Below are 21,010 nucleotides of genomic sequence, written 5' to 3'. Positions count from 1 at the left end.
GCAGTCCCCTCCTCCGTCACCGCTCCACCTCCGCCTCCGGGGCGGCCCGCTCGCGCCCCGCCCCGGTCACACTCGCACCTTCGGCCTCTTTCCGCACCTCCCCCTCGTCCTTCCCGCCCCGCTCGCCCTTCCTCCCCTCCTGGCCCTTCCCCCGGTGCCTCTCGCCCTCCTCCGGCCCCCGCGCCCCGTCCGAGCCGCCCGGCGCCCCGCGCCTGCCCGGCATGAAGAGCGCGACGACGACCGCACCGGCCAGTGCGACGGCGGCGGAGGCCACGACCGTGATGTGCATGGCCTGGACGAACGCCTCGTCGGCCCGCTCGGCCAGTGCCCGGCCCGCCGGCCCCATCCGCTCCGCCAGCGCCCGGGTGGCCTCGATGGACTCCCCCGCCGCGTGCCGGGCGCCCTCGGACAGGCCCGGCACCCCGGCCAGTTCGCCGTCGATCCGGCCCCGGTAGGCCGCCGAGAGCAGCGAGCCCAGCACCGCGACGCCCAGTGCCCCGCCGACCTGCCGGAAGACGTTGTTGACCGCCGAGCCGGAGCCCGCCTTCCGGCGCGGCAGCGACTGCATGACCGTGACGGTGACGGGCGGCATGATGTGCGCCATGCCGGCGCCCTGGAGGAAGAAGAGGACCTCCAGGATCCAGATCGGGGTGTCGGTGTCCAGCAGCAGGAACGACGCCGTGGTCGCGGCGATCACCAGCATGCCGCCCGTGCAGGTAGCGCGGGCGCCGAACCGCTCCACGGCCAGCCGGGCCCGGGGGGCGAAGACCAGTTGCGCGACGGCCAGCGGGAGCAGCAGCAGACCGGTCTGGAGCGGGGTGTAGCCGCGCACGCTCTGGGTGTAGAAGACCATGAAGAAGGTCACGCCCATCAGCGCGAAGAAGACCAGCGCCACGGCGGTGACGGCGGCCGAGAAGGCCGGGTTGCGGAAGTAGCCGATGTCCAGGGCCGGATGGTCGCTGCGCTTCTCGTGGAGGACGAAGCCGGCCAGGACGGCGATGCCGCCGCCCACCGTGAGCAGCACCTCGGGGTCGGTGAAGTCGGCGAGCTGGCCGCCCTTGATGATGCCGTAGACCAGCAGCACCAGGCCGACGACCGACAGCAGTACGCCCAGGGGGTCGGGGCGGCCGGGCGCGGGGTCCCTGGACTCGGGGACCAGCACGGCCATCGCGATCAGCGCGGCGATCACGATGGGCACGTTGACCATGAAGACCGAGCCCCACCAGAAGTGCTCCAGCAGCACGCCGCCGGTGATGGGCCCTATGGCGATGGCCAGGCCGACGCCCCCGGCCCAGATCCCTATGGCCCTGGGCTGCTCGTCGCGTTCGAAGACGTTCATCAGGATGGCGAGCGTCGAGGGCATCACGAAGGCGCCGCCGAAGCCCATCAGCGCGCGGAAGGCGATCAGCTCGCCGGGCGAGTCGGACAGTCCGGCCAGCACCGAGCCGACGCCGAACAGCGCCAGGCCCGCCAGCAGCATCCGTTTGCGCCCGTAGCGGTCCCCGAGCAGGCCCGAGGTGAACAGCAGTCCCGCGAAGACGAGGGTGTAGGAGTTGACCGCCCATTCGAGCTGGCTCTGGGTGGCGCCGAGGCCGGTGGGGGGCGGGGTCGCGATGGTCTTCATCGCGACGTTGAGGATCGAGTTGTCCAGCACGACGATCAGCAGGCTGAACATCAGGGCGGCCAGGATCGCCCAGCGCCTGCGGTGCACGGCCTCCGGGACCGTCGGTTGCGGTGGTGCTGCGGGGCTCGCTGCGCTCATACGGTCCAGCATAGGGTGTTTACGATACGAGTCCGTCTCGTATCGTTATGTGCTCTCCCGTGTCGCGCCGCAGCGGCCCCTCTTCCCTCCTGCCCGGCGGGAGTGCCACCATGGACGCGGATCCGGGGACGCCGTGAGGGCGCCTCGAGACGACGAACACAGGAGCCGGCGCAATGACGCATGCCCAGCAGCAGGCAGCCGACAGCAGCAGCAAGGCGCTGTACGGCGGAACGCAGCAGCGACGCATCACCGTGAGGGACCTGGCCGCCGCCAAGGAGCGCGGCGAGAAGTGGCCCATGCTCACCGCGTACGACGCGATGACCGCGTCCGTCTTCGACGAGGCGGGCATCCCCGTCCTGCTCGTCGGGGACTCGGCGGGCAACTGCCACCTCGGCTACGACAGCACGGTGCCCGTCACCATGGAGCAGATGGCCATGATGTCCGCCGCCGTCGTACGCGGCACCCGGCGGGCCATGGTCGTCGCCGACCTTCCCTTCGGCTCGTACCAGGAGGGCCCCGTCCAGGCCCTGCGCAACGCCACCCGGCTGGTGAAGGAGGCCGGCGCCGGCGCTGTGAAGCTGGAGGGCGGCGAGCGCTCGCTGGCCCAGACCGAGCTGCTCGTGCAGTCCGGCATCCCCGTGATGTCCCACCTGGGCCTGACCCCGCAGTCGGTCAACGCGCTGGGCGGGTACTACGTCCAGGGCCGCGGCGAAGAGGCCGCCCACCGGCTGCTGCGCGACGCCAAGGCCGCCCAGGACGCCGGCGCCTTCGCCCTCGTCATGGAGATGGTCCCGGCGGAGCTGGCCGCGGAGGTCACCCGCTCCCTGAGCATCCCGACCATCGGCATCGGCGCCGGCCCGGACTGCGACGCCCAGGTGCTGGTCTGGACGGACATGGCCGGCATGACGTCGGGCCGGATGCCGCGCTTCGTCAAGCAGTACGCGCGGCTGCGCGAGACGCTCGGCGACGCGGCGCGCGAGTTCGCCCAGGACGTGGTCGGCTCCGCCTTCCCCGCCGAGGAGCACACCTTCCACTGACCGGCGGCACGGCCGGCCCTCCCCCACCGGCCGCCACCGGTCCCCCGCGGCGGCCCGCCGACGGCCTTCCGGCCCTGTCGGCGGGCCGCCCGTTATGTTCGGCCGTGCCCGGATACCCGCCCCGACGCACGAACAGGCGACGAGGAGGGAGGACACTCCCGTGAAGATGCCAGTACGGCGCGGAGAGGGGGCCCACCGCCCGGCACGGCAGCAGCCGGGCTGGGGCCGGCGCGACCCGCGCAGCGAGTTCGAGAACCTGTGGTCCGAGGTGGGCCGGTTCTTCCAGCAGGGCACCACGCCCACCGGCGAGCGGCCCTGGGTGCCACTGGTCGAGGAGGATGAGGCCGAGGACGCCTACCTGGTGCGGGCCGAGCTGCCCGGCGTCCCGCGCGAGAACGTCTCGGTGGAACTGGACGCCAACGAGCTGCACATCACCGGCGAACTCCAGGAGGAGCACCACGGGAAGGTGCTCAGTCGCCGCACCGGCCGGTTCTCCTACCGCACCATGGTCCCGCACGACATCGACGACGAGGCGGTCTCGGCCGACCTGGCCGACGGGGTGCTCACGGTGCGCATCCCGAAGTCGCCCCAGGGCAAGCGGCGCACGATCGACATCAGCGCGCAGTAGGCCGGCCGGGGCGCGGGCCCCTGGCTCGCGCCCCGGCGATCGTGCCGGGTACGGTCGGGCCCCATGAACAGACAGGTCAGCCCCGTGTTCCTGGGGCTCGTCACCGTCATGGGGGTGTCGGCCTGGGGCGTGTGGGCGGACTACGCGGCGAACACCGGCGTCGCGGTGTTCCTCTTCGTCGTCTCGGCCTGGATCGTCTCCCTGTGCCTGCACGAGTACGCGCACGCGCGCACCGCGCTGCACGGCGGCGACATATCCGTCGGGGCCAAGGGCTACCTCACCCTGAACCCCCTCAAGTACACCCACGCCCTGCTGAGCATCGTCCTGCCCGTGGTCTTCGTGATCATGGGCGGCATCGGCCTCCCCGGCGGCGCGGTCTTCATCGAGCGCGACCGCGTCCGCGGCCGGCTCAAGCACAGCCTGATCTCGGCGGCCGGGCCGCTGGTCAACGCCGCCCTCGCCCTCGCCCTGGCCGCGCCCTTCCTCCTGGGCCTGCTGGACGACGCGCCGATCGCGTTCCGCTGCGCGCTGGCCTTCCTGGCGATGCTCCAGGTCACGGCCGCGATCCTCAACTTCCTGCCCGTACCCGGCCTGGACGGCTACGGCGTCCTCGAACCGTGGCTCCCGCTCAGGGCCCGCCGCCAAATGGAGCCCTTCGCGCCCTTCGGCCTCCTGGCGGTCTTCGCCTGCCTGTGGATCCCGGAGGTCAACGCCGTCTTCTGGAGCGGCATCGACACCGTGATGGAGGCCCTGGGCGTCTCCTGGCAGGAGGTCGCCTACGGGCTGGAGTACTTCCGCTTCTGGGAGGGCGAGCCCCAGAACGTCTTCATCCCCCGTTGACGCCGTTCGCCTCGGCCGCGGCCCGCTCCAGCTTGGCGCGGCGCACGTAGTACCAGGCCATGTTGGACGACAGCCCGGCCAGCAGGACCCAGACGATCCCCACCGGCCAGGCCCCCTTCGCGAAGGACACCACCGCCGCGACGACGGCGAGGCCGCAGACGACCAGGGCGAACAGGGGGAGTCGTCGGGTCGGGGACGAGGGGGCCATGGGGTCGGGCTCCAGAGGTTGCGGCGTTACGACGGTCCCATTGTCCCCCATCCGCCCCCACCGCCCCCGCGCCGGGGCGCCGTCCCGGCGCCGCGCCGGGCCGCCGGCGGGACCCGGCCCGTGCCGTCCCGCGCCACCACGCGCCCGCACCCGGGCGACGGCGGGAGGGGACGGGGAGGGGCGGACGTTCCGGACACTCAAGTGCTGTTTGCGGCCAATCGCCGGGGCACGCAACGGTGTACGGAAACGGCCGTAAATAGCACCGTCCGGAATGTTCGCCCCGGACCGGCCCCGACCCCCGCACGTACCCGGCCCCCACCGCACCCCGGCCCCGTAAACCCTGGTGGTGCCCGTTCACCGGGCCCCTGGCAGGATCGGAGCATGACCTCGAACGATGCTTCCGCAGACGCCCCGAAGAAGGCCCCGGCCAAGGACCCCTGGGAGCTGCCGGACGTCTCCGGCCTGGTGGTCGGTGTGCTGGGCGGCACCGGTGACCAGGGCCGCGGCCTGGCGTACCGGCTGGCCCGGGCCGGCCAGAAGGTGATCCTCGGCTCACGGACCGCCGAGCGGGCGCGGGCCGCCGCCGAGGAACTGGGCCTGGGCGTGGAGGGCGCGGACAACGCCGAGTGCGCACGCCGCAGCGACGTGGTGATCGTCGCGGTGCCGTGGGAAGGGCATGCCGCGACGCTGGAGAGCCTGCGCGGGGAACTGGCGGGCAAGCTCGTCGTGGACTGCGTCAACCCGCTCGGCTTCGACAAGAAGGGCGCCTACGCCCTGAAGCCGGAGGAGGGCAGCGCCGCGGAGCAGGCAGCCGCCCTGCTGCCGGACTCGCGGGTGACCGCGGCCTTCCACCACCTGTCGGCCGTCCTGCTGCGGGATCCGGAGATCGAGGAGATCGAGACCGACGTGATGGTGCTGGGGGAGGTACGGGCCGACTGCGAGATCGTCCAGGCGCTGGCGGGGCGCATCCCGGGGATGCGCGGCGTGTTCGCCGGCCGGCTGCGCAACGCGCACCAGGTGGAGTCGCTGGTCGCCAACCTGATCTCGGTCAACCGGCGCTACAAGGCGCACGCGGGGGTGCGGCTCACCGACATCTGAGCGTGGGCCGGGGTGCGGTGGGGGCCGGGTACGTGCGGGGGTCGGGGCCGGTCCGGGGCGAACATTCCGGACGGTGCTATTTACGGCCGTTTCCGTACACCGTTGCGTGCCCCGGCGATTGGCCGCAAACAGCACTTGAGTGTCCGGAACGTCCGCCCCTCCCCGTCCCCTCCCGCCGTCGCCCGGGTGCGGGCGCGTGGTGGCGCGGGACGGCACGGGCCGGGTCCCGCCGGCGGCCCGGCGCCGCGCCGGGACGGCGCGCCCCCGTCAGTCCGCGTCGTCCCGCGCGGCGGGATCGTTCCAGCGGGGATCGTTCTCCCACCGGACGTTGCGTTCGCGGGCGGTCTCCATCGCGTACTCGGCCTCGGTGCGGGAGGGGTACGGGCCCAGGCGGTCCTTGGCCGGGCACTCGGGGCCCTCCTCGACCTTGCGGTGCTCCAGGCAGTAGAACCACTCGCCGGGCTTGCCGGTCGCCTTGCGCTTGAAGAGTGCCATGTGATCCATGCTGCCCCGCCTGGGCGCCGCCTACCGCGGTTAGACTCGCGCACATGTCTGGCCAGTCGCTTCTCGTTCCCGGCACCCTCTCCCCGCACCGCAACGTGCCCGCCTCGATCCCCCGCCCGGAGTACGTGGGCAAGGACGCCCCCACGCCGTACACCGGCCCCGAGGTGCAGGACTCCGAAACGGTCGAGAAGATGCGGATCGCGGGGCGGATCGCCGCCCGCGCCATGGCGGAGGCCGCGAGGCACATCGCCCCCGGCGTGACCACCGACAAGCTGGACGAGGTCGCGCACGAGTACCTGTGCGACCACGGCGCCTACCCCTCGACGCTGGGGTACCGGAAGTTCCCCAAGTCGCTGTGCACCTCGGTCAACGAGGTCATCTGCCACGGCATCCCGGACTCCACCGTCCTGCGCGACGGCGACATCGTGAACCTGGACGTGACCGCGTACGTCCACGGTGTGCACGGGGACAACAACGCCACCTACCTGTGCGGGGACGTGGACGAGGAGTCGCGGCTGCTGGTGGAGCGGACGCGGGAGTCGCTGAACCGCGCGATCAAGGCGGTGCGGCCGGGCCGGCAGATCAACGTCATCGGGCGGGTCATCGAGTCGTACGCCAAGCGCTTCGGGTACGGGGTGGTGCGCGACTTCACCGGGCACGGCATCAACAGCTCGTTCCACTCCGGCCTGATCATCCCCCACTACGACGACCCGCGGGCGACGACGGTGATGAAGCCCGGCATGACGTTCACCATCGAGCCGATGCTGACGCTGGGCACGCACGAGTGGGAGATGTGGCAGGACGGCTGGACGGTGGTGACCAAGGACCGGAAGCGGACGGCGCAGTTCGAGCACACGCTCGTCGTCACCGACTCGGGGGCCGAGATCCTGACGCTTCCCTGACGGTTTTCCGACAAGCTGTCGGGAAGACGTTGACTTGCGGGTCCGGTCGGCGAGAATCGGTCGGGTCCGGCGGCATCCCGGTGGTGCCGTCCTCTTCGCCGTCTGGTCCCCGGAGGCCCGCCTTGGTCGCGTCCGCCACGACTCCGTTCTCCGTCCTCATCCGCGAGGCCTCCCGGCAGCAGCACACGGAGGCGGAGGGGTCCGCGTTCATGGGCGCCCTGCTGGGCGGCAGGCTGGGGGTGGAGGCCTACCGGCGCTACACCGAGCAGCTGTGGTTCGTCTACCGCGCGCTGGAGGACGGAGCGGAGGGGCTGGCCGGTGACCCGGTGGCAGGACCGTTCCTGCGGCCCGAGCTGGCCCGTACCGCCTCACTGGAGCGCGATCTGACCCATCTGCACGGCGGGGAGGGCTGGCGCGGGTCGCTGGTCCCGCTGCCCGCGACGGCCGCGTACGCCGGGCGGGTCGCCCGCCTGGTCCGCGAGTGGCCGGGCGGTTACGTCGCGCACCACTACACCCGTTACCTGGGCGATCTGTCCGGCGGCCAGATCATCCGGGGGAAGGCCGAGAAGGCCTGGGGCTTCGCGCGCAAGGGCGACGGTGTGCGCTTCTACGTCTTCGAGGGGATCGACAACCCGGCCGCGTTCAAGCGCGAGTACCGGGCGGCGCTGGACGCGGTGCCGGTGGACGACCTGGAGAAGCAGCGGATCGCCGAGGAGTGCCGGCGCGCCTTCGCGCTGAACACCGCCGTCTTCCGCGAGCTGGGCGAGGAGTTCCCGCTCAGCGCCTGACGGATCCGGAACCGATCCGTGTCACACCTCTTGACGCGGCATCGGCGTCGGCGGTTGGTTGGGAGCGCTTCCACACCAGACCGCGGGGGTGCTCGCCCCCCGGTCTGACATCGTTGTCAGCCATACGGCTCACTGGAGTGAGAGATGAGACCACGCACCACCCGCAGGGCCGCCGCCTCGGGCGCCCTCCTCGGCTTACTGCTGCCGCTGTCCGGTCTGGGCCAGGCCGCGCAGGCCGCCCCGGAGGACGCCACCGGCCTCCACGTCAGCGGCGGGCGCCTGCTGGAGGGCAACGGGAACGACTTCGTGATGCGGGGCGTCAACCACGCCCACACCTGGTACACCGGCGAGCTCGACTCCCTGGCCCACATCAAGGCCAAGGGCGCCAACACCGTGCGCGTCGTGCTCAGCAGCGGCGACCGCTGGACGCGCAACGACGCCTCCGACGTGGCGAACGTCGTCTCCGAGTGCAAGGCCAACCGGCTGATCTGCGTGCTGGAGGTGCACGACACCACCGGCTACGGCGAGCAGAGCGGCGCGGCCTCCCTGGACCAGGCGGCGGACTACTGGATCAGCGTCAAAAGCGCGCTGGAGGGCCAGGAGGACTACATCGTCGTCAACATCGGCAACGAGCCGCACGGCAACAGCGGCTACCAGAGGTGGGCCGACGACACCAGGGGCGCCATCCGGAAGCTGCGCGACGCCGGGTTCGACCACGCGCTGATGGTCGACGCCCCCAACTGGGGCCAGGACTGGTCGTTCACCATGCGCGACAACGCCGCTTCGGTCTTCGCCGCCGACCCCGACCGCAACACCGTGTTCTCCATCCACATGTACGGCGTCTTCGACACCGCCGCCGAGGTGCGGGACTACCTGGGCCGCTTCGTCGACGCCGGGCTCCCGATCCTGGTGGGCGAGTTCGGCCACGACCACAGTGACGGAAACCCGGACGAGGACGCGATCCTGGCCACCACCGAGCAGCTCGGCCTGGGCTACCTGGGCTGGTCCTGGAGCGGCAACGGCGGCGGTGTCGAGTACCTGGACATGGTCAACGGCTTCGACCCGAACTCCATGACCAGTTGGGGCCGGCGCCTCTTCAACGGCCCGAACGGCATCGCCGCGACCGCGAAGGAGGCCACCGTCTACGGCGGCTCCGGCGGTCCGGGCGACACCACCGCCCCCACCCGGCCGGGCGCCCCAGCGGCCTCCGGCGTGACCTCCACCGGCGTCACCCTGTCCTGGGCGGCCTCCTCCGACGACACCGGGGTGACCGGTTACGACGTGGTGCGCGTCGACGGCTCCTCCGAGACGGCCGTGCGGAGCGTCGCGGGCACCTCGGCGCAGATCACCGGTCTGACGGCCGGCACCTCCTACACCTTCGCCGTGTACGCGCGGGACGCGGCGGGCAACCGCTCCGAGCGCTCGGCGACGGTGACCGTCACCACGAGCCGGGGCGGCGACCCCGCGCCGGGCTCCTGCTCGGTCGCCTACAGAATCGTCGGCCAGTGGCCGGGCGGCTTCCAGGGCGAGGTGACCCTCCGCAACACCGGCTCCTCCGCGGTCAACGGCTGGACGCTGGGCTGGCGGTTCGCCGACGGCCAGACCATCACCAACATGTGGGGCGGCACCTCCAGCCAGAGCGGGGCGTCCGTCACCGTCAAGCCCGCCTCGTACACCGCGGACATCCCGGCGGGCGGCTCGGTGACCATCGGCTTCACCGGCACCTGGCGGGGCGGCAACACCGCCCCCGACGCGTTCACGCTCGACGGCGCCGCCTGCGCGGTGTCCTGACGCGTCCGGTGTGACGGCTCCCCGGCCCCGCCCTTTCGAACCGGTCCGAACCGGCCCGGGGCGGGGCCGGGTTGGCCGCATCCCGGGCCCGGCCCGCCCCGGCCCATCCCGTCGTCCGGCCCCCGCGGGGCACCGGTAGGGTTCGGGCCGGAGAAGCCTCGTGATGGTCCGGGAGGGGTCGAGGAGAGTGCGGACGAGGGCGCGTGGGCTCAGGGGCGCGGTGGCGCTGGCGGCGGTGCTGGCCGGACTGGCGGTGCTGCCGGGCTGCGTCACGGTGCACGGTGAGAGGGCCGTGGTCCCGGCGGTGACCGAGGCGGAGGCCGCGAAGGTACTCGGCCACTTCACCGAGACCAACAACGAGGCCAACCGCACCCACGACGCCTCCCTGAACGCCACCATCGAGACGGGTGCGCTGGGCGCCGTCGACCAGGCCGGGCTGCGGGCCCGCCGCGCCGTCCACCCCGACGGCAGTCCCGACCACCGGGACCTGGAGCTGACCGACCCCCGCTTCCTGATACCGCGGCAGGCCGGCTGGCCGAAGTTCTTCGTCGCCGACACCGCTTCCAGCCAGAGCCCCGGCAAGCGCTGGCTGCTGGTCTTCACCCGCAACGGCGTCGAGGAGAAGTGGAAGGCGTCGTACCTGTCGGTGCTGGACGCCTCCGCCGTGCCGGAGTTCGCCGAGGACGGCGAGGGCCATGTGCGGGCCGTCCCCGCGGGCGCGTCGGCCCGGCTGGCCGTCGCGCCGAAGGACCTGGGCAAGGCGTACACGGACTATCTGCGCGAGGGCGGCGACACCTTCGCCGACGGCCCGGCCACCAGCGGCCTGCGCCAGGAGCGGAGGAAGACGGCGGCGAACCCGGGCGCCCGCACCCAGTGGGCCGACCTCCCGGCCCGGGACGCACGGTTCGCGCCGGTGGGGCTGCGCACCGAGGACGGCGGGGCGCTGGTCTTCTTCACCACCCACCACCAGATGCGGCAGACCGTCCCCCAGGGCTACAAGCCGCAGGTCAAGGACCCCTACGTCAAGGCCCTGATGGAAGGGACGCCGCAGCAGTCGGTGACATACGTCCGCCTCGGCCTCCAGGCGGCGGCCGTGCCCCCCGCCGACGCCGCCGACCCGAAGGTCACGCTGGTCTACCGCCTCCAGCGCCTGACGGGCGCCAAGGGCGAGTGACCCGGGCGGCGGCCCCGGGCGGTGCCCGCGGCCCGCGCGCCGTCAGGGCACCGGCTCAGCGCACCGGCCAGGGGGCGGCGTGGTCCGGCTCCTCCTGCGCGTGCGCGGCACACGCGTCCGTCAGCGCCTCCAGCAGCGTCAGCGGGTCGGGCAGCGGGCGCTCGGGGGCGCGCAGCCAGCCCACCGCCGGCTCGGGGTCGTCGCCGGGCAGCCGGGCGGGGGGTACGAGCACGTAGCTGCCGCGGCAGTGCCACCGCAGGCCCGGATGGTCGTCCAGGGTCTCGGGATGGCAGTCCAGCTCGCACGGCCACCACTCGTCCTCGTCCTCCGGGGTGCCACGGGTGGCGGTGAAGAACAGCATCCGCCCCGACCAGGGGTCGGTGCCGCACACCGCCACCGGCCCGACCTCGACGCCCGCGTCCTCCAGCCGCTCCAGCGCGGCACGTCCCGCGCCCACGGGCACGTCCAGCACGTCGTGGGTGCGGCCGGTGGCGGTGATGAAGTTGGCCGACGGCTGGCCAGCGGCCCAGCGGGCGATCTGCTCGGGGTCGGTGGTGGCCTGCGTCTGCCAGGCGAAGGAGACCGGGTGCCGGCCGGGAGTGGGGCAGCCGATCCGGTCGCAGGAGCAGCCGTAGCCCTCGGGGTGCGCGGCGGGCGCCAGGGGGAAGCCCGCGGCGGCGGCCGTCAGCAGCAGGTCCTCCCGGACGCGGGCCGCTTCCTGCACGGCGCTCGCGTGCGCGCCGCCGCGGGAGCGTCGGCGCAGCCACCGGGAGAATCTGCTTTCGCGTTCCATCGGACTCCTAGCGCGGGAACCACCGGCCTCGGCCTGTGGGGGAATCACTTCCCTGGTTTGCGGTGCTTTCGGCCAGTCTCGCAAGGCATCGGGGCGGTCCGGACCGCGGCCTCCGGGTTGGAGGCCCCCTCCTCGCGGGAGGGGAGCGGAGGCCGCGTACCGCTCCACTCGCGACCAGAGCCGTGGGCTTCGAGGGTACGAAACCGAGCGCCTTCGGCCGGGCGGAATCCGCGGATCCCGGGCGGCCGTTTCCATCCTGCTCCTTCCGCGCCCCCGATGAGTAATCGAACGGCGGTCGCGATGGTCACAGCCCGCCCGCCCCGCCGGGAGGCGGTTCTGCGCCGTACAGCGGAAATCCTCCTCTCCTACGGGACAGGAGGGCCCGGCCGGGTGGACCATGTGCTGACACAGCGCGACACCTCCGGCACACAGCGATCCTGTGAGGAGCCCTCCGTGTACACACCCCGCCGCTATCTGATGTGCCCACCGGCGTACTTCGCGGTCACCTACTCCATCAACCCGTGGATGGACCCCGCCAAACCCGTGGACCTCCCGCTGGCCGTGGCCCAGTGGGAGCGCCTGCGCGACACCTACCGCGCGCTCGGCCACACCGTCGAGGAACTGGTGCCCGACCCGGAGCTGCCCGACATGGTGTACGCCGCCAACGGCGCGCTCGTCGTCGACGGCCGGGTGCTGGGCGCCCGCTTCGCCCATCCGGAACGGACGCGGGAGGCCGCGGTGCACCGGGAGTGGTACCGGGAGCGGGGCTTCACGGAGGTGCGCGAGCCGGAGCACGTCAACGAGGGCGAGGGCGACTTCGCCGTCACGGCCTCCTGGCTGCTGGCCGGGCGCGGCTTCCGCAGCAGTCCGCTGTCCCACCCGGAGGCTCAGGAGTTCTTCGGCCGCCCGGTGATCGGCCTGGACCTGGTGGACCCGCGCTTCTACCACCTGGACACGGCGCTGTGCGTGCTGGACGACACCCGCGACGACGCCGTCATGTACTACCCGCAGGCGTTCTCGCCCGGCAGCCGGGCGGTGCTGGCCCGGCTCTTCCCCGACGCGATCACCGCCGGGGAGGACGACGCCCGCGCCTTCGGCCTGAACGCGGTCAGCGACGGGCTCCACGTGCTGCTGCCGCAGGCGGCGGTGGGGCTGTTCGAGCCGCTGCGCGAGCGCGGTTACGAGCCGGTCGGCGTCGACCTGGGCGAGCTGCTCAAGGGCGGCGGCAGTGTGAAGTGCTGCACGGCGGAGCTGCGCGGCTGATCCCGGCCGCGGGTCCGGGCGGGGCAGGTCCGGGCGGGGGCGGGACGGGTGGGGAGCGGGTGGGCCGATCGCCTTCCCGCTCCCGCGGGTCCCGCCCTCGCCCCCGCCGCCGGGCCGTCAGCGCCCGCCGCCGTCCCGCTCCTCGTCCCCGCCGCCGTCCCAGGCGTCGCCCCATTGCGCGTCCCGGGCGGCGCGGTACGCCGGACCGCGGCGCTTGGTGACGGTCTCGCGCCGCAGCCCGCCGCGTTCGGCGTCCGGCCCGGTGCACAGGTCGAGCAGGACCTGGCCCTTGCGGATCTGCGGCCTGCGCACGATCCGCGCCGCGGCGGGCGTGCCGCCCGGGCCGCCGTCCGCGCCGGGGCGGACGGCGGCCACGTAGGAGAACTTCTCGTCCTCGTACGCCAGCGAGCCCCCCTTGACCTGCCGGTGGAGGGAGGAGCGGCTGACGCGGGCGGCGAAGTGGCACCAGTCCGAGCCCGGCTCTATCGGGCAGGCGCCGCTGTGCGGGCAGGGGGCCAGGACGCGCAGCCCGGCACCGATCAGCCGTCCGCGCGCCTCGATGATCCGCCGGTAGCCGTCCGGGGTGCCGGGCTCGACGACCACCACCGCCCGCCGGGCCGCCGCGGCGGCGGCGTCCACCAGCGGATGCCGGGCGTCCTCGGGCAGTTCGTTCAGTACGTAGGAGACGGTGACCAGGTCGGCCGCGTCCAGTCCCGGCGCGGAGCCGATGCGTCCCTGCCGCCACTCGGCCCCGCGCAGGGCGGCCGAGGCGGATCCGGCGGCCAGCTCGCGGCCGAGGGCGAGGGCCGGGTCGGAACGGTCCAGCACGGTGGTCGCCCGCGCGACCCCGGTGTCCGCCGCGCCGTCGCCCCAGACCGCGGCGGCGGCCCACACGGCCGCGCCCGTCCCCCCGCCCACGTCCAGGTGGGTGGCCGGATCCAGATGCGGGGCCCGGTCGGCGAGGGCGTCCAGGGCGGCGCGGACGGCCTCGAAGGTGGCGGGCATGCGGTAGGCGGCGTAGGCGACGACGTCGCCGCGGTCGCGCAGGACCGGGGCGCCGGCGGAGGCGTTCCCCCGGTAGCCGGTGATCAGTCGCTCGACGGCCCCGGCGGCCTGCCTGGGCGGCAGCCCGTCGAGAAGGCGGGCGAGCGCGTCGCGCAGCTCGTCGTCGATGTGGAGGGGGGCGAACACCGGGCCAAGTGTAGGCGGGCGGTCACCCGTGCCCGCCGTCCGGCCGCCCGCCCCGCCGCCCGGCGGGATCTCCCTTCCGGCGGATTCCCGCGGGCTCGTTCCCGTCCGCGCTCCCGGGGGTCGCCGACCACCCTTTCTTGTCACGCATGTGCCACAGGCCGTTGCATACCTTCGTGGCATTCCCTCCTTCTTCCGTGAGGGAATCCGGATCATCGGATTCGATTGTGTTCGGCTGCGCACTCGGGGGGCAGACGATGCAGTGGAGTTGGGAAAGCAGCTCTGAATCGAGGAGGACCGATGCACAGGGAAGGCCGCCCACCGGAGCGATTGACGAACCGCTCACCGCAGTCCGGGGACCGGGCGCGGGAGATAACGCGCGGTTTCCTCCGGGCGGCCGAGCCGAACGCGTCGAAGGCCGACGTGGACGCCGTGCTGCTGGGCGTCTCGGAGCTGGTGTCCAACGCGGTCCGCCACGCGGGAGGGGTGACGGACTTCCGCCTGGACTCCGTGGAGGGCGGCGTACTGGTGGAGGTCTCGGACGCCAGCGTCCGGCGGCCGAGGACGGTCCAGATAAACCCCTCCGTCCCCGGGGGCTTCGGCTGGCTGCTGGTGCGCGAGCTGGCCACCGACGTCACCGTCACCCTCCACCCGGGCGAGGGCAAGACGATCCGGGCGTCCTTCCCGATCCGGACCGCCTGACACACGGGCCCGGCAACGGCACGCCCCGCCTTCCCACACACGGGAATGGCGACACGGAAACCACGGAACGGGACACTCCCCACGACATCGTGCCATTTGCCTGCGAAATCCGGGCGGCAGCCGACTCCTTCCCCAACTCGGCCGGCAGGCAGGGACGTTCGTGTTTTCCGGGAAACTCCGCACCGGAACCGACGGCGGGAACAGAACGCTCCCCCCTTGATGACGCGGTGTGGCGCCACAGGCGGCGCCACCGTGCCGCGCGGGCCCGCGCATCGCGAGGGGGACGGGGAACGCTGGAGCAGGCTTCGGCGGCGCTGGCCGCCGCCCGGGGCGCGTTCCTCGGCCGCCTGCCCCGCAGGGACCGGATGCCGCGGGCGTCACAGGGGTTCGTCGGCCGTGAGCGCCGTCCGCCGTGATATCGGCACACGGCCGTGCCACCAGGTAGCACGGCGCGGCACACCCGGCGTATCCTGAGCCGTATGACCGCGCAGCCCGAGATCACCCAGCGCGACCTGCGCAGCAGGTCCAAAGAGATCATGGACGCCGTCCAGGCCGGACAGTCGTTCACCGTCACCCGCGACGGCCACGAGATCGGCGAACTGGTCCCGCTGCGGCGGCGCAGGCGGTTCGTCCCCCGGGCGGAGTTCGCGGCGATGTCCCGCACCGCTCCCGGCGTCTCCCTGGACGCCTTCCGCGCGGACCAGGACCGCACGGCCGGGCAGGAGGCGGACGACCCCTATGCCCGCTGAGCACCGGCAGGGCCTGATCGACACAAACATCATGATCCTGCGCAGGTGGGTGGATCCCGAGGAACTGCCCGCCGAGATGGCGATCAGCGGCATCACCCTGGCAGAGCTGTCCGCCGGCCCCCACGAGGTGCGGCGGAACGAGGAGCAGAGCGACTACGACGAGCACGCCGAGCGCGCCAGGAGACTCGACGTGCTCCAGCGGGCGGAGAACGAGTTCGACCCCATCCCGTTCGGCGTGGAAGCGGCCCGTGCCTACGGCCGGGTCTGCGCCGCCGTGATCTCCGCCGGCCGCAAGCCCAGGCGCCGCGTGGCCGACCTGATGATCGCCTCCGTGGCGGTGGCCGAGGACCTGCCGCTCTTCACCACCAACCCGGACGACTTCAAGGGGCTGGACGATCTCCTCACCGTGGTCCCCGTGACCCGCCCGGTGGTGCCGCACGAGCGGTGAGCCACAGCCACGGTGAGGCCGTTGGCGTCAGCACCGGTCCACGGCCTGTGACACGCACCGCGACCGGACCGGCGGATGCCCGCGGCAGCGAGCGCCCCGCCGGCCCCCCGTCCCCGGCATCAGCCCGGCCGCCCGGGGCGCTTTCCCGGCCGCCCGCGCTGACGCGCGGTCCTCCCGGACGGCGTCACCGCCCGGGAGGACCGGAGCACCGGGCCGATGGCTCGCGGCGGCCGCGGGCCCGGCGGGCTGCGGGGATCAGCCCACCGGGGTCTTCGCGTGCACCTCTTCGAGCAGTTCCGTCCTCAGGTCGAGCACGAAGCCGCGCACGGACTCCTTGTGGGGCACGAAGGGGCTGGCGTGCACCCGCGCCATGGACTCCCGGACGCTGTCCGCGGCGTCGGTGAAACTGCCGGGCTCCCAGTCGGGCCTGGCGCCGGTGTCCCGTTCCACCGCACCGAGGAACTCCTCGTCGGTGAAGGCGGCCATGCCGCAGTCGGTGTGGTGGACGAGGAGGATCTCCCGGGTGCCCAGGAGGCGCTGGCTGACGGCCAGGGAGCGGATGACGTCCTGGGTGACGATGCCGCCGGCGTTGCGGAAGACGTGCGAGTCCCCCGGGGAGAGGCCGAGGACCGCGTACACGTCCAGGCGCGCGTCCATGCAGGTGACGACGGCGGTGCGGCGGGCGGGGGGCATGGGCAGCGGTTCGCCGGGGGCCGCCGCGCGGGCGGAGTTGTGGGCGAGGTAGCCGTCGGTCGCGCTCTGGTCTCTGGTCATGTGGTCACCGTTTCGCGGGATGGGGTGGCAGGACGCTCGCCGGGGCGCCGCCGCGCAGTGCGGCGTTCTCGCGTTCGAGCTGCTCCAGGCGCCGCCGCAGCGGTTCCACGGCTCGCTCGACCTCCTCGGCGGTGTAGCGCGGGGTGATGTGCTGCGGGCAGTTCCAGTCGTACGCCTCCACGTCGACGACGATCAGGCGCTCGGCCGGGCTGCGGACGCCGGCCGGGTGCAGCCGTGCCAGGAGGTCGCCCGCCTCCGGGGGATCCACGGCGCGGGCCCGGCCGTAGACCTTCAGCCGGGCCCGCGCCGGATAGTCCATGAACAGCAGGGAGACCCGGTCGTCGTGGTCGAGGTTGCCGACGGTGATGTACTGGCGGTTGCCCCGGTAGTCGACGAAGGCGAGGGTGCCGGGGTCGAGGGCGTGGAGGAATCCCGGCGGGCCGCCCCGGTGCTGGACGTAGGGCCAGCCGGTCTCGCCGACGCTGGCCAGGTAGAAGCTGTCGCGCTCGGCGATGAAGGCGATCTCGTCGGGGCCGAGCAGGTCCGCGTCCGCCGGGCCCTGCTCCATGCGGGCGTAGGCCCTGCGGCTGCTGTGCGCCTCCTGGTGGCGCCGGACGTTCCGGGTGAAGGCGACCTGGGCGTAGCGGCTGGTCATCGCGGTCCTCGGTGCGGGGGCGGGACGGGGCAGGAGGAGCCGCCCCTCACCACCAGTAGGCGGGGTAGCGGGTGGCGGTGCGCAGCCGGCCTGTGGCGACGCCGACGGCGACCAGGAGCGCGGACGCGGCGGCCAGCAGCACCAGGAAGAGCAGCGGGTCGGGCGACTGGGCGACGACGATCACGGCGGTGGCCGCGGCGGGCGAGTGGGGGGTGCGGGCCAGCATCATCACGCCGAGCGCGAGACCGCCCGCGACTCCGGCTCCCCATGCGGAGCTTCCGGCCACCGCCAGTACGGCGAATCCGGTGAGCGCGGACAGGAGCTGGCCGCCGACGACGCTGCGCGGCTGCGCGAGGGGCAGCGCGGGGGCCCCGAAGACGAGGGCGGAGCTGGCCGCGAGCGGGGGGATCAGCCAGACCTGGTCCAGCCAGGCGCCGACGGCCACCAGCAGGACGAGTCCGGCGACGGAGCCGGCGGTGGCCACGGAGACGGTGAGCAGGGGCGGGCGGGCAGGTGCCCGGCTGCTCAGTCGCCCGGGGGCGGCGGTCGGTGCCGGCTGAGGAGGGACGGCCGGGGCCGGCGCGGTGCCGACGGGCGTTTCTGCAGTCACGGAGACCTCCGGATAGTCGTCACCTGGTAATGGTGTGACGGGGATCTAATCCATTAGATCGGGAGTATGGCATTATCGCGGATGGGGCGACAACCCGGGTCGGCGAGGAGGGCGGCAGAGACGGAGAGCACCAAGACGCCCCGGCCCCCTCTGGCCGGGGAACCACTGGCACTGGATCTGGTGAACACCACGTTCATCCACGGCGGGCTGCGCGGCAGCCTGGTGGACGCGCTGGCCACCCCGGCCGACCTGGACCTCTGGCTCGCGGAGCACGCGGAGGCGTTCCCCCGGGAGCCGGCCCGGCGGGCGTCCGCCCCGGCGGCGGCCTCCCGTCTGGAGGAGTTCCGGCGGCTGCGCGAGGCGCTGAGGGAGCTGAGCCGCGCCTGCGTCGCGGAGGAGCCCTACGACGAGCAGGCGGTCGCCGTGGTGAACCGGGCCGCGCGCCTGGCCGTGAGCTGGCCCGAGTTCGGGGAACGGACGGAGGACGGCCCGGTGGTGCGCTGGGCCGAACCGGACCCCCACCGGATCCTGCTGGGCACGGTGGCCGTCTCCGGCGTGGAGCTGCTGACGGGCCCGGGGCGGCACGACGTACGCGCCTGCGCGGCCCCGGGCTGCATCCTGTACTTCGTCAGGACCCACCGGCGCCGGGAGTGGTGCACTCCGGGCTGCGGCAACCGGGTGCGCGTCGCGCGCCACCACAGGCAGCGGCGGTCCTGAACCATCACCGCCACGGCCGCCGCAACGGCCGTCACCGCGGCCTCCGCCATCACCTCCGCCTCCCCGCGGTGGACGGGGAGGCGGAGGGCGCCGGCCGGGGCGCCGCCGGAGGCGTTCCGGGGCGCGCGGCCGGGCGGGTCACTTCAGCGCGTTGGCGTAGACGTAGTCGGCGATCCGGTAGCCCTGCGCCAGCGCGGCGTCGTTGTCCATGCGGAAGTGGACGCCGGCGTACAAGCGGCTGTCGGCCTTCTCCTGCGCGGCCTGGGTCAGACTGGTGAAGCTGCGGGTGACACCGACGGCGTTCGGGTCGTCGGTGGTGCCGGTGAACCTGATCTTGTCGGTCCCGTAGTAGGAGCGCAGGATGCCCGCCCAGGCGGCCGCGATGCCCGAGTGGCCGGAGGAGTAGCTCGGGAAGGACGGCGAGAAGTGCACGCCGGCCGCGTTGGCGGACAGCGGCTTCCAGTTCGGGTCGGCGACGGTCAGGTCGTTGCCGTCGGTGTCGGCGAGGTTGATCGCCGTCGCCGGACGCCACAGGTTGGTGTGGTACTTCGACTCCCACACCGAGATGGCCGCGTCGGCCAGGCCGATCGACAGCAGGGCGAACAGCTTAGACGTCCGGTACGAGCTGTCGTCGGGCCGCAGGCTCTGCTGGATGATGATGGCGTGCTCGTACTGCTGGCCCACCGGCTTGTAGGTGCCGTCGGCGTCGTTGGCCCAGAAGCGGGCGATCTCGGTCTGGTCGGCGGTGCGCTCGGTGGAGGTCGCGCCGCCCAGGCGCCGCACCTCGTCGACCTGCTTCGCGTAGGCCTCGCTGGCCAGCAGCTCCGCACGGTCGCCGAAGCCCAGCGGCTCCTGCGGCCGGAACTGCGAACCGCTGCGCAGGATCCAGGGCTTGACCTTGCCCCAGTTGGCGCCGGCGGGCGCCGCGCCCGGAGCGGTCGGCCGCCAGTAGCCGGGCGCGTCGGTCTGCACGTACGGCGTGTTGTCGTTCGCACCGTCGTTGGCGCGGGCGGCGACGATGGCGTTGCCGACCTTGGTGCCCAGCGACTTGCCGAACTCCTTCTGCGTCCTGGTGCCGGAGTCGGGGAGCGCGAGGGCGGCCGCGAGCTCGTCGCCGAAGTCGAGCTGGGGGTAGGCGCCTTCGAGCGCGTGGTAGGCGGCGTAGTCGAGGGCGCTGTTGAGGGAGCCGTGTCTCCACCGGGCCTCGGGCACGTCCGTCAGGTAGGGCTTGCCCTCTCCGGATATGGAGTTGGCGACGTCGTAGAGGGCCGTGTTGAGCATGGCGCCGCCCCGGGTGAGCGGACCGGGGTGGCCGCCGACCTGGCGGAAGGCGTCCAGGAGCACGTTGTTCCAGTAGATGACGCGGTCGGTCTTCTCCGGCGGGGTCTCGGCGACCGCGGTGGAGGGGGACACGGAGACCAGGCCACTGATCGCCAGGGCAGCGGCGGCGGCCCTGACCATGATGCGGCGGCGCGTCGGAGCGATTCCGGACATGCGGATAGTCCTCTCATGACTGGGGAGGGGCCCGTCCTGCGGGACGGCCCGGCGGTGCGGACACCGCCGGGCCGTCCGTGACAGGGCCTCGCAGAGGACGCTAACGGCGCGGGGAGCGCTCTCCGGATCACGTCCCCGATGCCTGCGATCGGCCACTCCGATGAGGGTCGCCGAGGTGTCCGCAACGTTCGGCCGATGTTGTGGGCTAATGAATTTTTGCCTCTTCACCGCCGTGCGCACGCCGGGCTCCGACGGGCTTTTCGTCACTTTCTGTTGTCTGCGCAGTGCCTCGCATGGTGCCGGGCGACCCGCGCGCGGTTGCCGCAGCCGCTCGAACACCACGCGCGGCGGGGGTGGTGCCGGTAGAAGAAGAGCACGCACCCCGGGGCCCGGCAGCTGCGCAGCAGCGCGCCCTGTTCACCGGCCAGGAGGACCACCAGGCTCCGGGCGATCAGCGACAGCGCGTGGGTGACGGCGTCCGCGGTGCACAGGGAGTCCGCGCCGGGCGCCCGGGTGCCCTGCCAGACCAGGACGGGCCACGCCTGACTCATGCCGGAAGCACGGTTGACGTGCGCGATGTCCCACGGATGGGGCGCCTTCCGGTCGACCCGTGCCGCGATCAGGCGCCGGACGGCGTCGCGCAGGACGCACGCGTGGGAGAGCTGCTGCTCGCTGGCGCGGAGCGCGGTCTCCTCGCGCAGGGGGCCGGGGTCGGGGAACAGGTCCCGGTGGCGCCACAGCCACGCCTCCAGATCGGCGGGCGAGCCGAGTCCCTCCACGGTGCTTCCCCTGGCCGCGGAGAGCGTGTTGGCGAACTCGACGGGCAGGGGTTCGGTCTGCGCCTTACGGCTACTGTTCGTGACAACGGCTTTTGCCACTGACATC

23 protein-coding genes are annotated in these 21,010 nt (G+C 73.2%); 13 read left to right on the top strand and 10 right to left on the bottom strand.

Annotated features, from left to right (window positions below):
• Window positions 1-16: 16 nt before the first annotated feature.
• On the bottom strand, window positions 17-1,762 hold the full coding sequence (locus QPK52_RS19765) for an MFS transporter (RefSeq protein WP_410538798.1): 1,746 nt from the start codon (window positions 1,760-1,762) through the stop codon (window positions 17-19).
• Between the two features lie 173 nt (window positions 1,763-1,935).
• On the opposite strand from QPK52_RS19765, the gene panB reads away from it, so the two are divergent.
• The 3 genes from panB to QPK52_RS19750 all read left to right on the top strand — a co-directional run bounded on the left by panB (window position 1,936) and on the right by QPK52_RS19750 (window position 4,267).
• Window positions 1,936-2,799, top strand: a complete 864-nt coding sequence (gene panB, locus QPK52_RS19760; RefSeq protein WP_093654952.1) for a 3-methyl-2-oxobutanoate hydroxymethyltransferase — start codon at window positions 1,936-1,938, stop codon at window positions 2,797-2,799.
• A 166-nt stretch (window positions 2,800-2,965) separates the two neighbouring features.
• Window positions 2,966-3,427, top strand: coding sequence for an Hsp20/alpha crystallin family protein (locus QPK52_RS19755; protein ID WP_410540403.1), 462 nt, complete (start codon window positions 2,966-2,968; stop codon window positions 3,425-3,427).
• Window positions 3,428-3,490: 63 nt separating this feature from the next.
• Window positions 3,491-4,267: a site-2 protease family protein gene (locus QPK52_RS19750; RefSeq protein ID WP_410538797.1), complete on the top strand. Its 777-nt coding sequence runs from the start codon at window positions 3,491-3,493 to the stop codon at window positions 4,265-4,267.
• Here QPK52_RS19750 and QPK52_RS19745 read toward each other — a convergent pair.
• Window positions 4,254-4,526 (bottom strand): hypothetical protein, encoded by a 273-nt coding sequence (locus QPK52_RS19745; RefSeq protein ID WP_410538796.1) that lies wholly within the window; start codon window positions 4,524-4,526, stop codon window positions 4,254-4,256. The two genes, QPK52_RS19750 and QPK52_RS19745, sit on opposite strands and share 14 nt — an antisense overlap.
• Window positions 4,527-4,856: 330 nt before the next feature.
• On the opposite strand from QPK52_RS19745, the gene npdG reads away from it, so the two are divergent.
• The gene (gene npdG, locus QPK52_RS19740) at window positions 4,857-5,573 is read left to right on the top strand and encodes an NADPH-dependent F420 reductase (protein WP_093654946.1); all 717 of its coding nucleotides are present in this window, start codon (window positions 4,857-4,859) and stop codon (window positions 5,571-5,573) included.
• Between the two features lie 267 nt (window positions 5,574-5,840).
• Here npdG and QPK52_RS19735 read toward each other — a convergent pair whose 3' ends face one another.
• Entirely contained in the window at window positions 5,841-6,068 is a 228-nt protein-coding gene (locus QPK52_RS19735) for a hypothetical protein (RefSeq protein WP_410538795.1), read from the bottom strand.
• A gap of 53 nt (window positions 6,069-6,121) precedes the next feature.
• Here QPK52_RS19735 and map point away from each other — a divergent pair, with 53 nt between their 5' ends.
• From map to QPK52_RS19715, 4 genes are all read left to right on the top strand, one after another.
• Window positions 6,122-6,979: a type I methionyl aminopeptidase gene (gene map / locus QPK52_RS19730; protein WP_410538794.1), complete on the top strand. Its 858-nt coding sequence runs from the start codon at window positions 6,122-6,124 to the stop codon at window positions 6,977-6,979.
• 122 nt (window positions 6,980-7,101) lie between these two features.
• The gene (locus QPK52_RS19725) at window positions 7,102-7,767 is read left to right on the top strand and encodes a heme oxygenase (biliverdin-producing) (protein ID WP_410538793.1); all 666 of its coding nucleotides are present in this window, start codon (window positions 7,102-7,104) and stop codon (window positions 7,765-7,767) included.
• 144 nt (window positions 7,768-7,911) lie between these two features.
• The gene (locus QPK52_RS19720; RefSeq protein ID WP_410538792.1) at window positions 7,912-9,558 is read left to right on the top strand and encodes a cellulase family glycosylhydrolase; all 1,647 of its coding nucleotides are present in this window, start codon (window positions 7,912-7,914) and stop codon (window positions 9,556-9,558) included.
• A gap of 220 nt (window positions 9,559-9,778) precedes the next feature.
• The gene (locus QPK52_RS19715) at window positions 9,779-10,732 is read left to right on the top strand and encodes a hypothetical protein (protein WP_410538791.1); all 954 of its coding nucleotides are present in this window, start codon (window positions 9,779-9,781) and stop codon (window positions 10,730-10,732) included.
• A gap of 55 nt (window positions 10,733-10,787) precedes the next feature.
• Here QPK52_RS19715 and QPK52_RS19710 read toward each other — a convergent pair whose 3' ends face one another.
• Entirely contained in the window at window positions 10,788-11,525 is a 738-nt protein-coding gene (locus tag QPK52_RS19710) for a bifunctional DNA primase/polymerase (protein ID WP_410538790.1), read from the bottom strand.
• Between the two features lie 402 nt (window positions 11,526-11,927).
• Here QPK52_RS19710 and ddaH point away from each other — a divergent pair, with 402 nt between their 5' ends.
• A complete protein-coding gene (gene ddaH, locus QPK52_RS19705) occupies window positions 11,928-12,788 on the top strand; it encodes a dimethylargininase (RefSeq protein ID WP_410540402.1) in 861 nt (286 codons plus the stop codon).
• A 117-nt stretch (window positions 12,789-12,905) separates the two neighbouring features.
• Here the strand turns inward: ddaH and QPK52_RS19700 are convergent, their stop codons facing one another.
• Window positions 12,906-13,979 (bottom strand): small ribosomal subunit Rsm22 family protein, encoded by a 1,074-nt coding sequence (locus QPK52_RS19700; RefSeq protein ID WP_410538789.1) that lies wholly within the window; start codon window positions 13,977-13,979, stop codon window positions 12,906-12,908.
• Window positions 13,980-14,276: 297 nt separating this feature from the next.
• Between QPK52_RS19700 and QPK52_RS19695 the strand changes: the two genes are divergently transcribed.
• The 3 genes from QPK52_RS19695 to QPK52_RS19685 all read left to right on the top strand — a co-directional run bounded on the left by QPK52_RS19695 (window position 14,277) and on the right by QPK52_RS19685 (window position 15,875).
• Window positions 14,277-14,678: an ATP-binding protein gene (locus tag QPK52_RS19695; RefSeq protein WP_410538788.1), complete on the top strand. Its 402-nt coding sequence runs from the start codon at window positions 14,277-14,279 to the stop codon at window positions 14,676-14,678.
• A gap of 479 nt (window positions 14,679-15,157) precedes the next feature.
• On the top strand, window positions 15,158-15,427 hold the full coding sequence (locus QPK52_RS19690; RefSeq protein ID WP_410538787.1) for a type II toxin-antitoxin system prevent-host-death family antitoxin: 270 nt from the start codon (window positions 15,158-15,160) through the stop codon (window positions 15,425-15,427).
• Window positions 15,417-15,875 carry a type II toxin-antitoxin system VapC family toxin gene (locus tag QPK52_RS19685; RefSeq protein WP_410538785.1) on the top strand — a complete coding sequence of 153 codons (459 nt, stop codon included), beginning with the start codon at window positions 15,417-15,419 and terminating at the stop codon, window positions 15,873-15,875. Before QPK52_RS19690 ends, QPK52_RS19685 begins: the two co-directional genes overlap by 11 nt.
• A gap of 255 nt (window positions 15,876-16,130) precedes the next feature.
• Here the strand turns inward: QPK52_RS19685 and QPK52_RS19680 are convergent, their stop codons facing one another.
• Genes QPK52_RS19680 through QPK52_RS19670 form a run of 3 tightly spaced genes read right to left on the bottom strand, consistent with a single transcriptional unit; the run spans window position 16,131 to window position 17,914 of the window.
• A complete protein-coding gene (locus QPK52_RS19680; RefSeq protein ID WP_410538784.1) occupies window positions 16,131-16,649 on the bottom strand; it encodes a beta-class carbonic anhydrase in 519 nt (172 codons plus the stop codon).
• A 4-nt stretch (window positions 16,650-16,653) separates the two neighbouring features.
• A complete protein-coding gene (locus QPK52_RS19675; RefSeq protein WP_410538783.1) occupies window positions 16,654-17,304 on the bottom strand; it encodes a pyridoxamine 5'-phosphate oxidase family protein in 651 nt (216 codons plus the stop codon).
• Window positions 17,305-17,350: 46 nt separating this feature from the next.
• A complete protein-coding gene (locus QPK52_RS19670) occupies window positions 17,351-17,914 on the bottom strand; it encodes an HPP family protein (protein ID WP_410538782.1) in 564 nt (187 codons plus the stop codon).
• A 66-nt stretch (window positions 17,915-17,980) separates the two neighbouring features.
• Between QPK52_RS19670 and QPK52_RS19665 the strand changes: the two genes are divergently transcribed.
• Window positions 17,981-18,631, top strand: coding sequence for a CGNR zinc finger domain-containing protein (locus tag QPK52_RS19665; protein WP_410538781.1), 651 nt, complete (start codon window positions 17,981-17,983; stop codon window positions 18,629-18,631).
• A gap of 138 nt (window positions 18,632-18,769) precedes the next feature.
• Here the strand turns inward: QPK52_RS19665 and QPK52_RS19660 are convergent, their stop codons facing one another.
• Both QPK52_RS19660 and QPK52_RS19655 read right to left on the bottom strand, forming a co-directional pair.
• Window positions 18,770-20,125: a vanadium-dependent haloperoxidase gene (locus QPK52_RS19660; protein WP_410538780.1), complete on the bottom strand. Its 1,356-nt coding sequence runs from the start codon at window positions 20,123-20,125 to the stop codon at window positions 18,770-18,772.
• A 263-nt stretch (window positions 20,126-20,388) separates the two neighbouring features.
• Window positions 20,389-21,003, bottom strand: a complete 615-nt coding sequence (locus tag QPK52_RS19655) for a CGNR zinc finger domain-containing protein (protein WP_410538779.1) — start codon at window positions 21,001-21,003, stop codon at window positions 20,389-20,391.
• Window positions 21,004-21,010: the final 7 nt, after the last annotated feature.

It is taken from the genome of Streptomyces sp. KL2, from assembly GCF_046529545.1.
GTDB lineage: Bacteria > Actinomycetota > Actinomycetes > Streptomycetales > Streptomycetaceae > Streptomyces > Streptomyces radiopugnans.
Note: the sequence above shows the minus strand (reverse complement) of the source record. Positions and strands in the feature narration are given on the sequence as shown.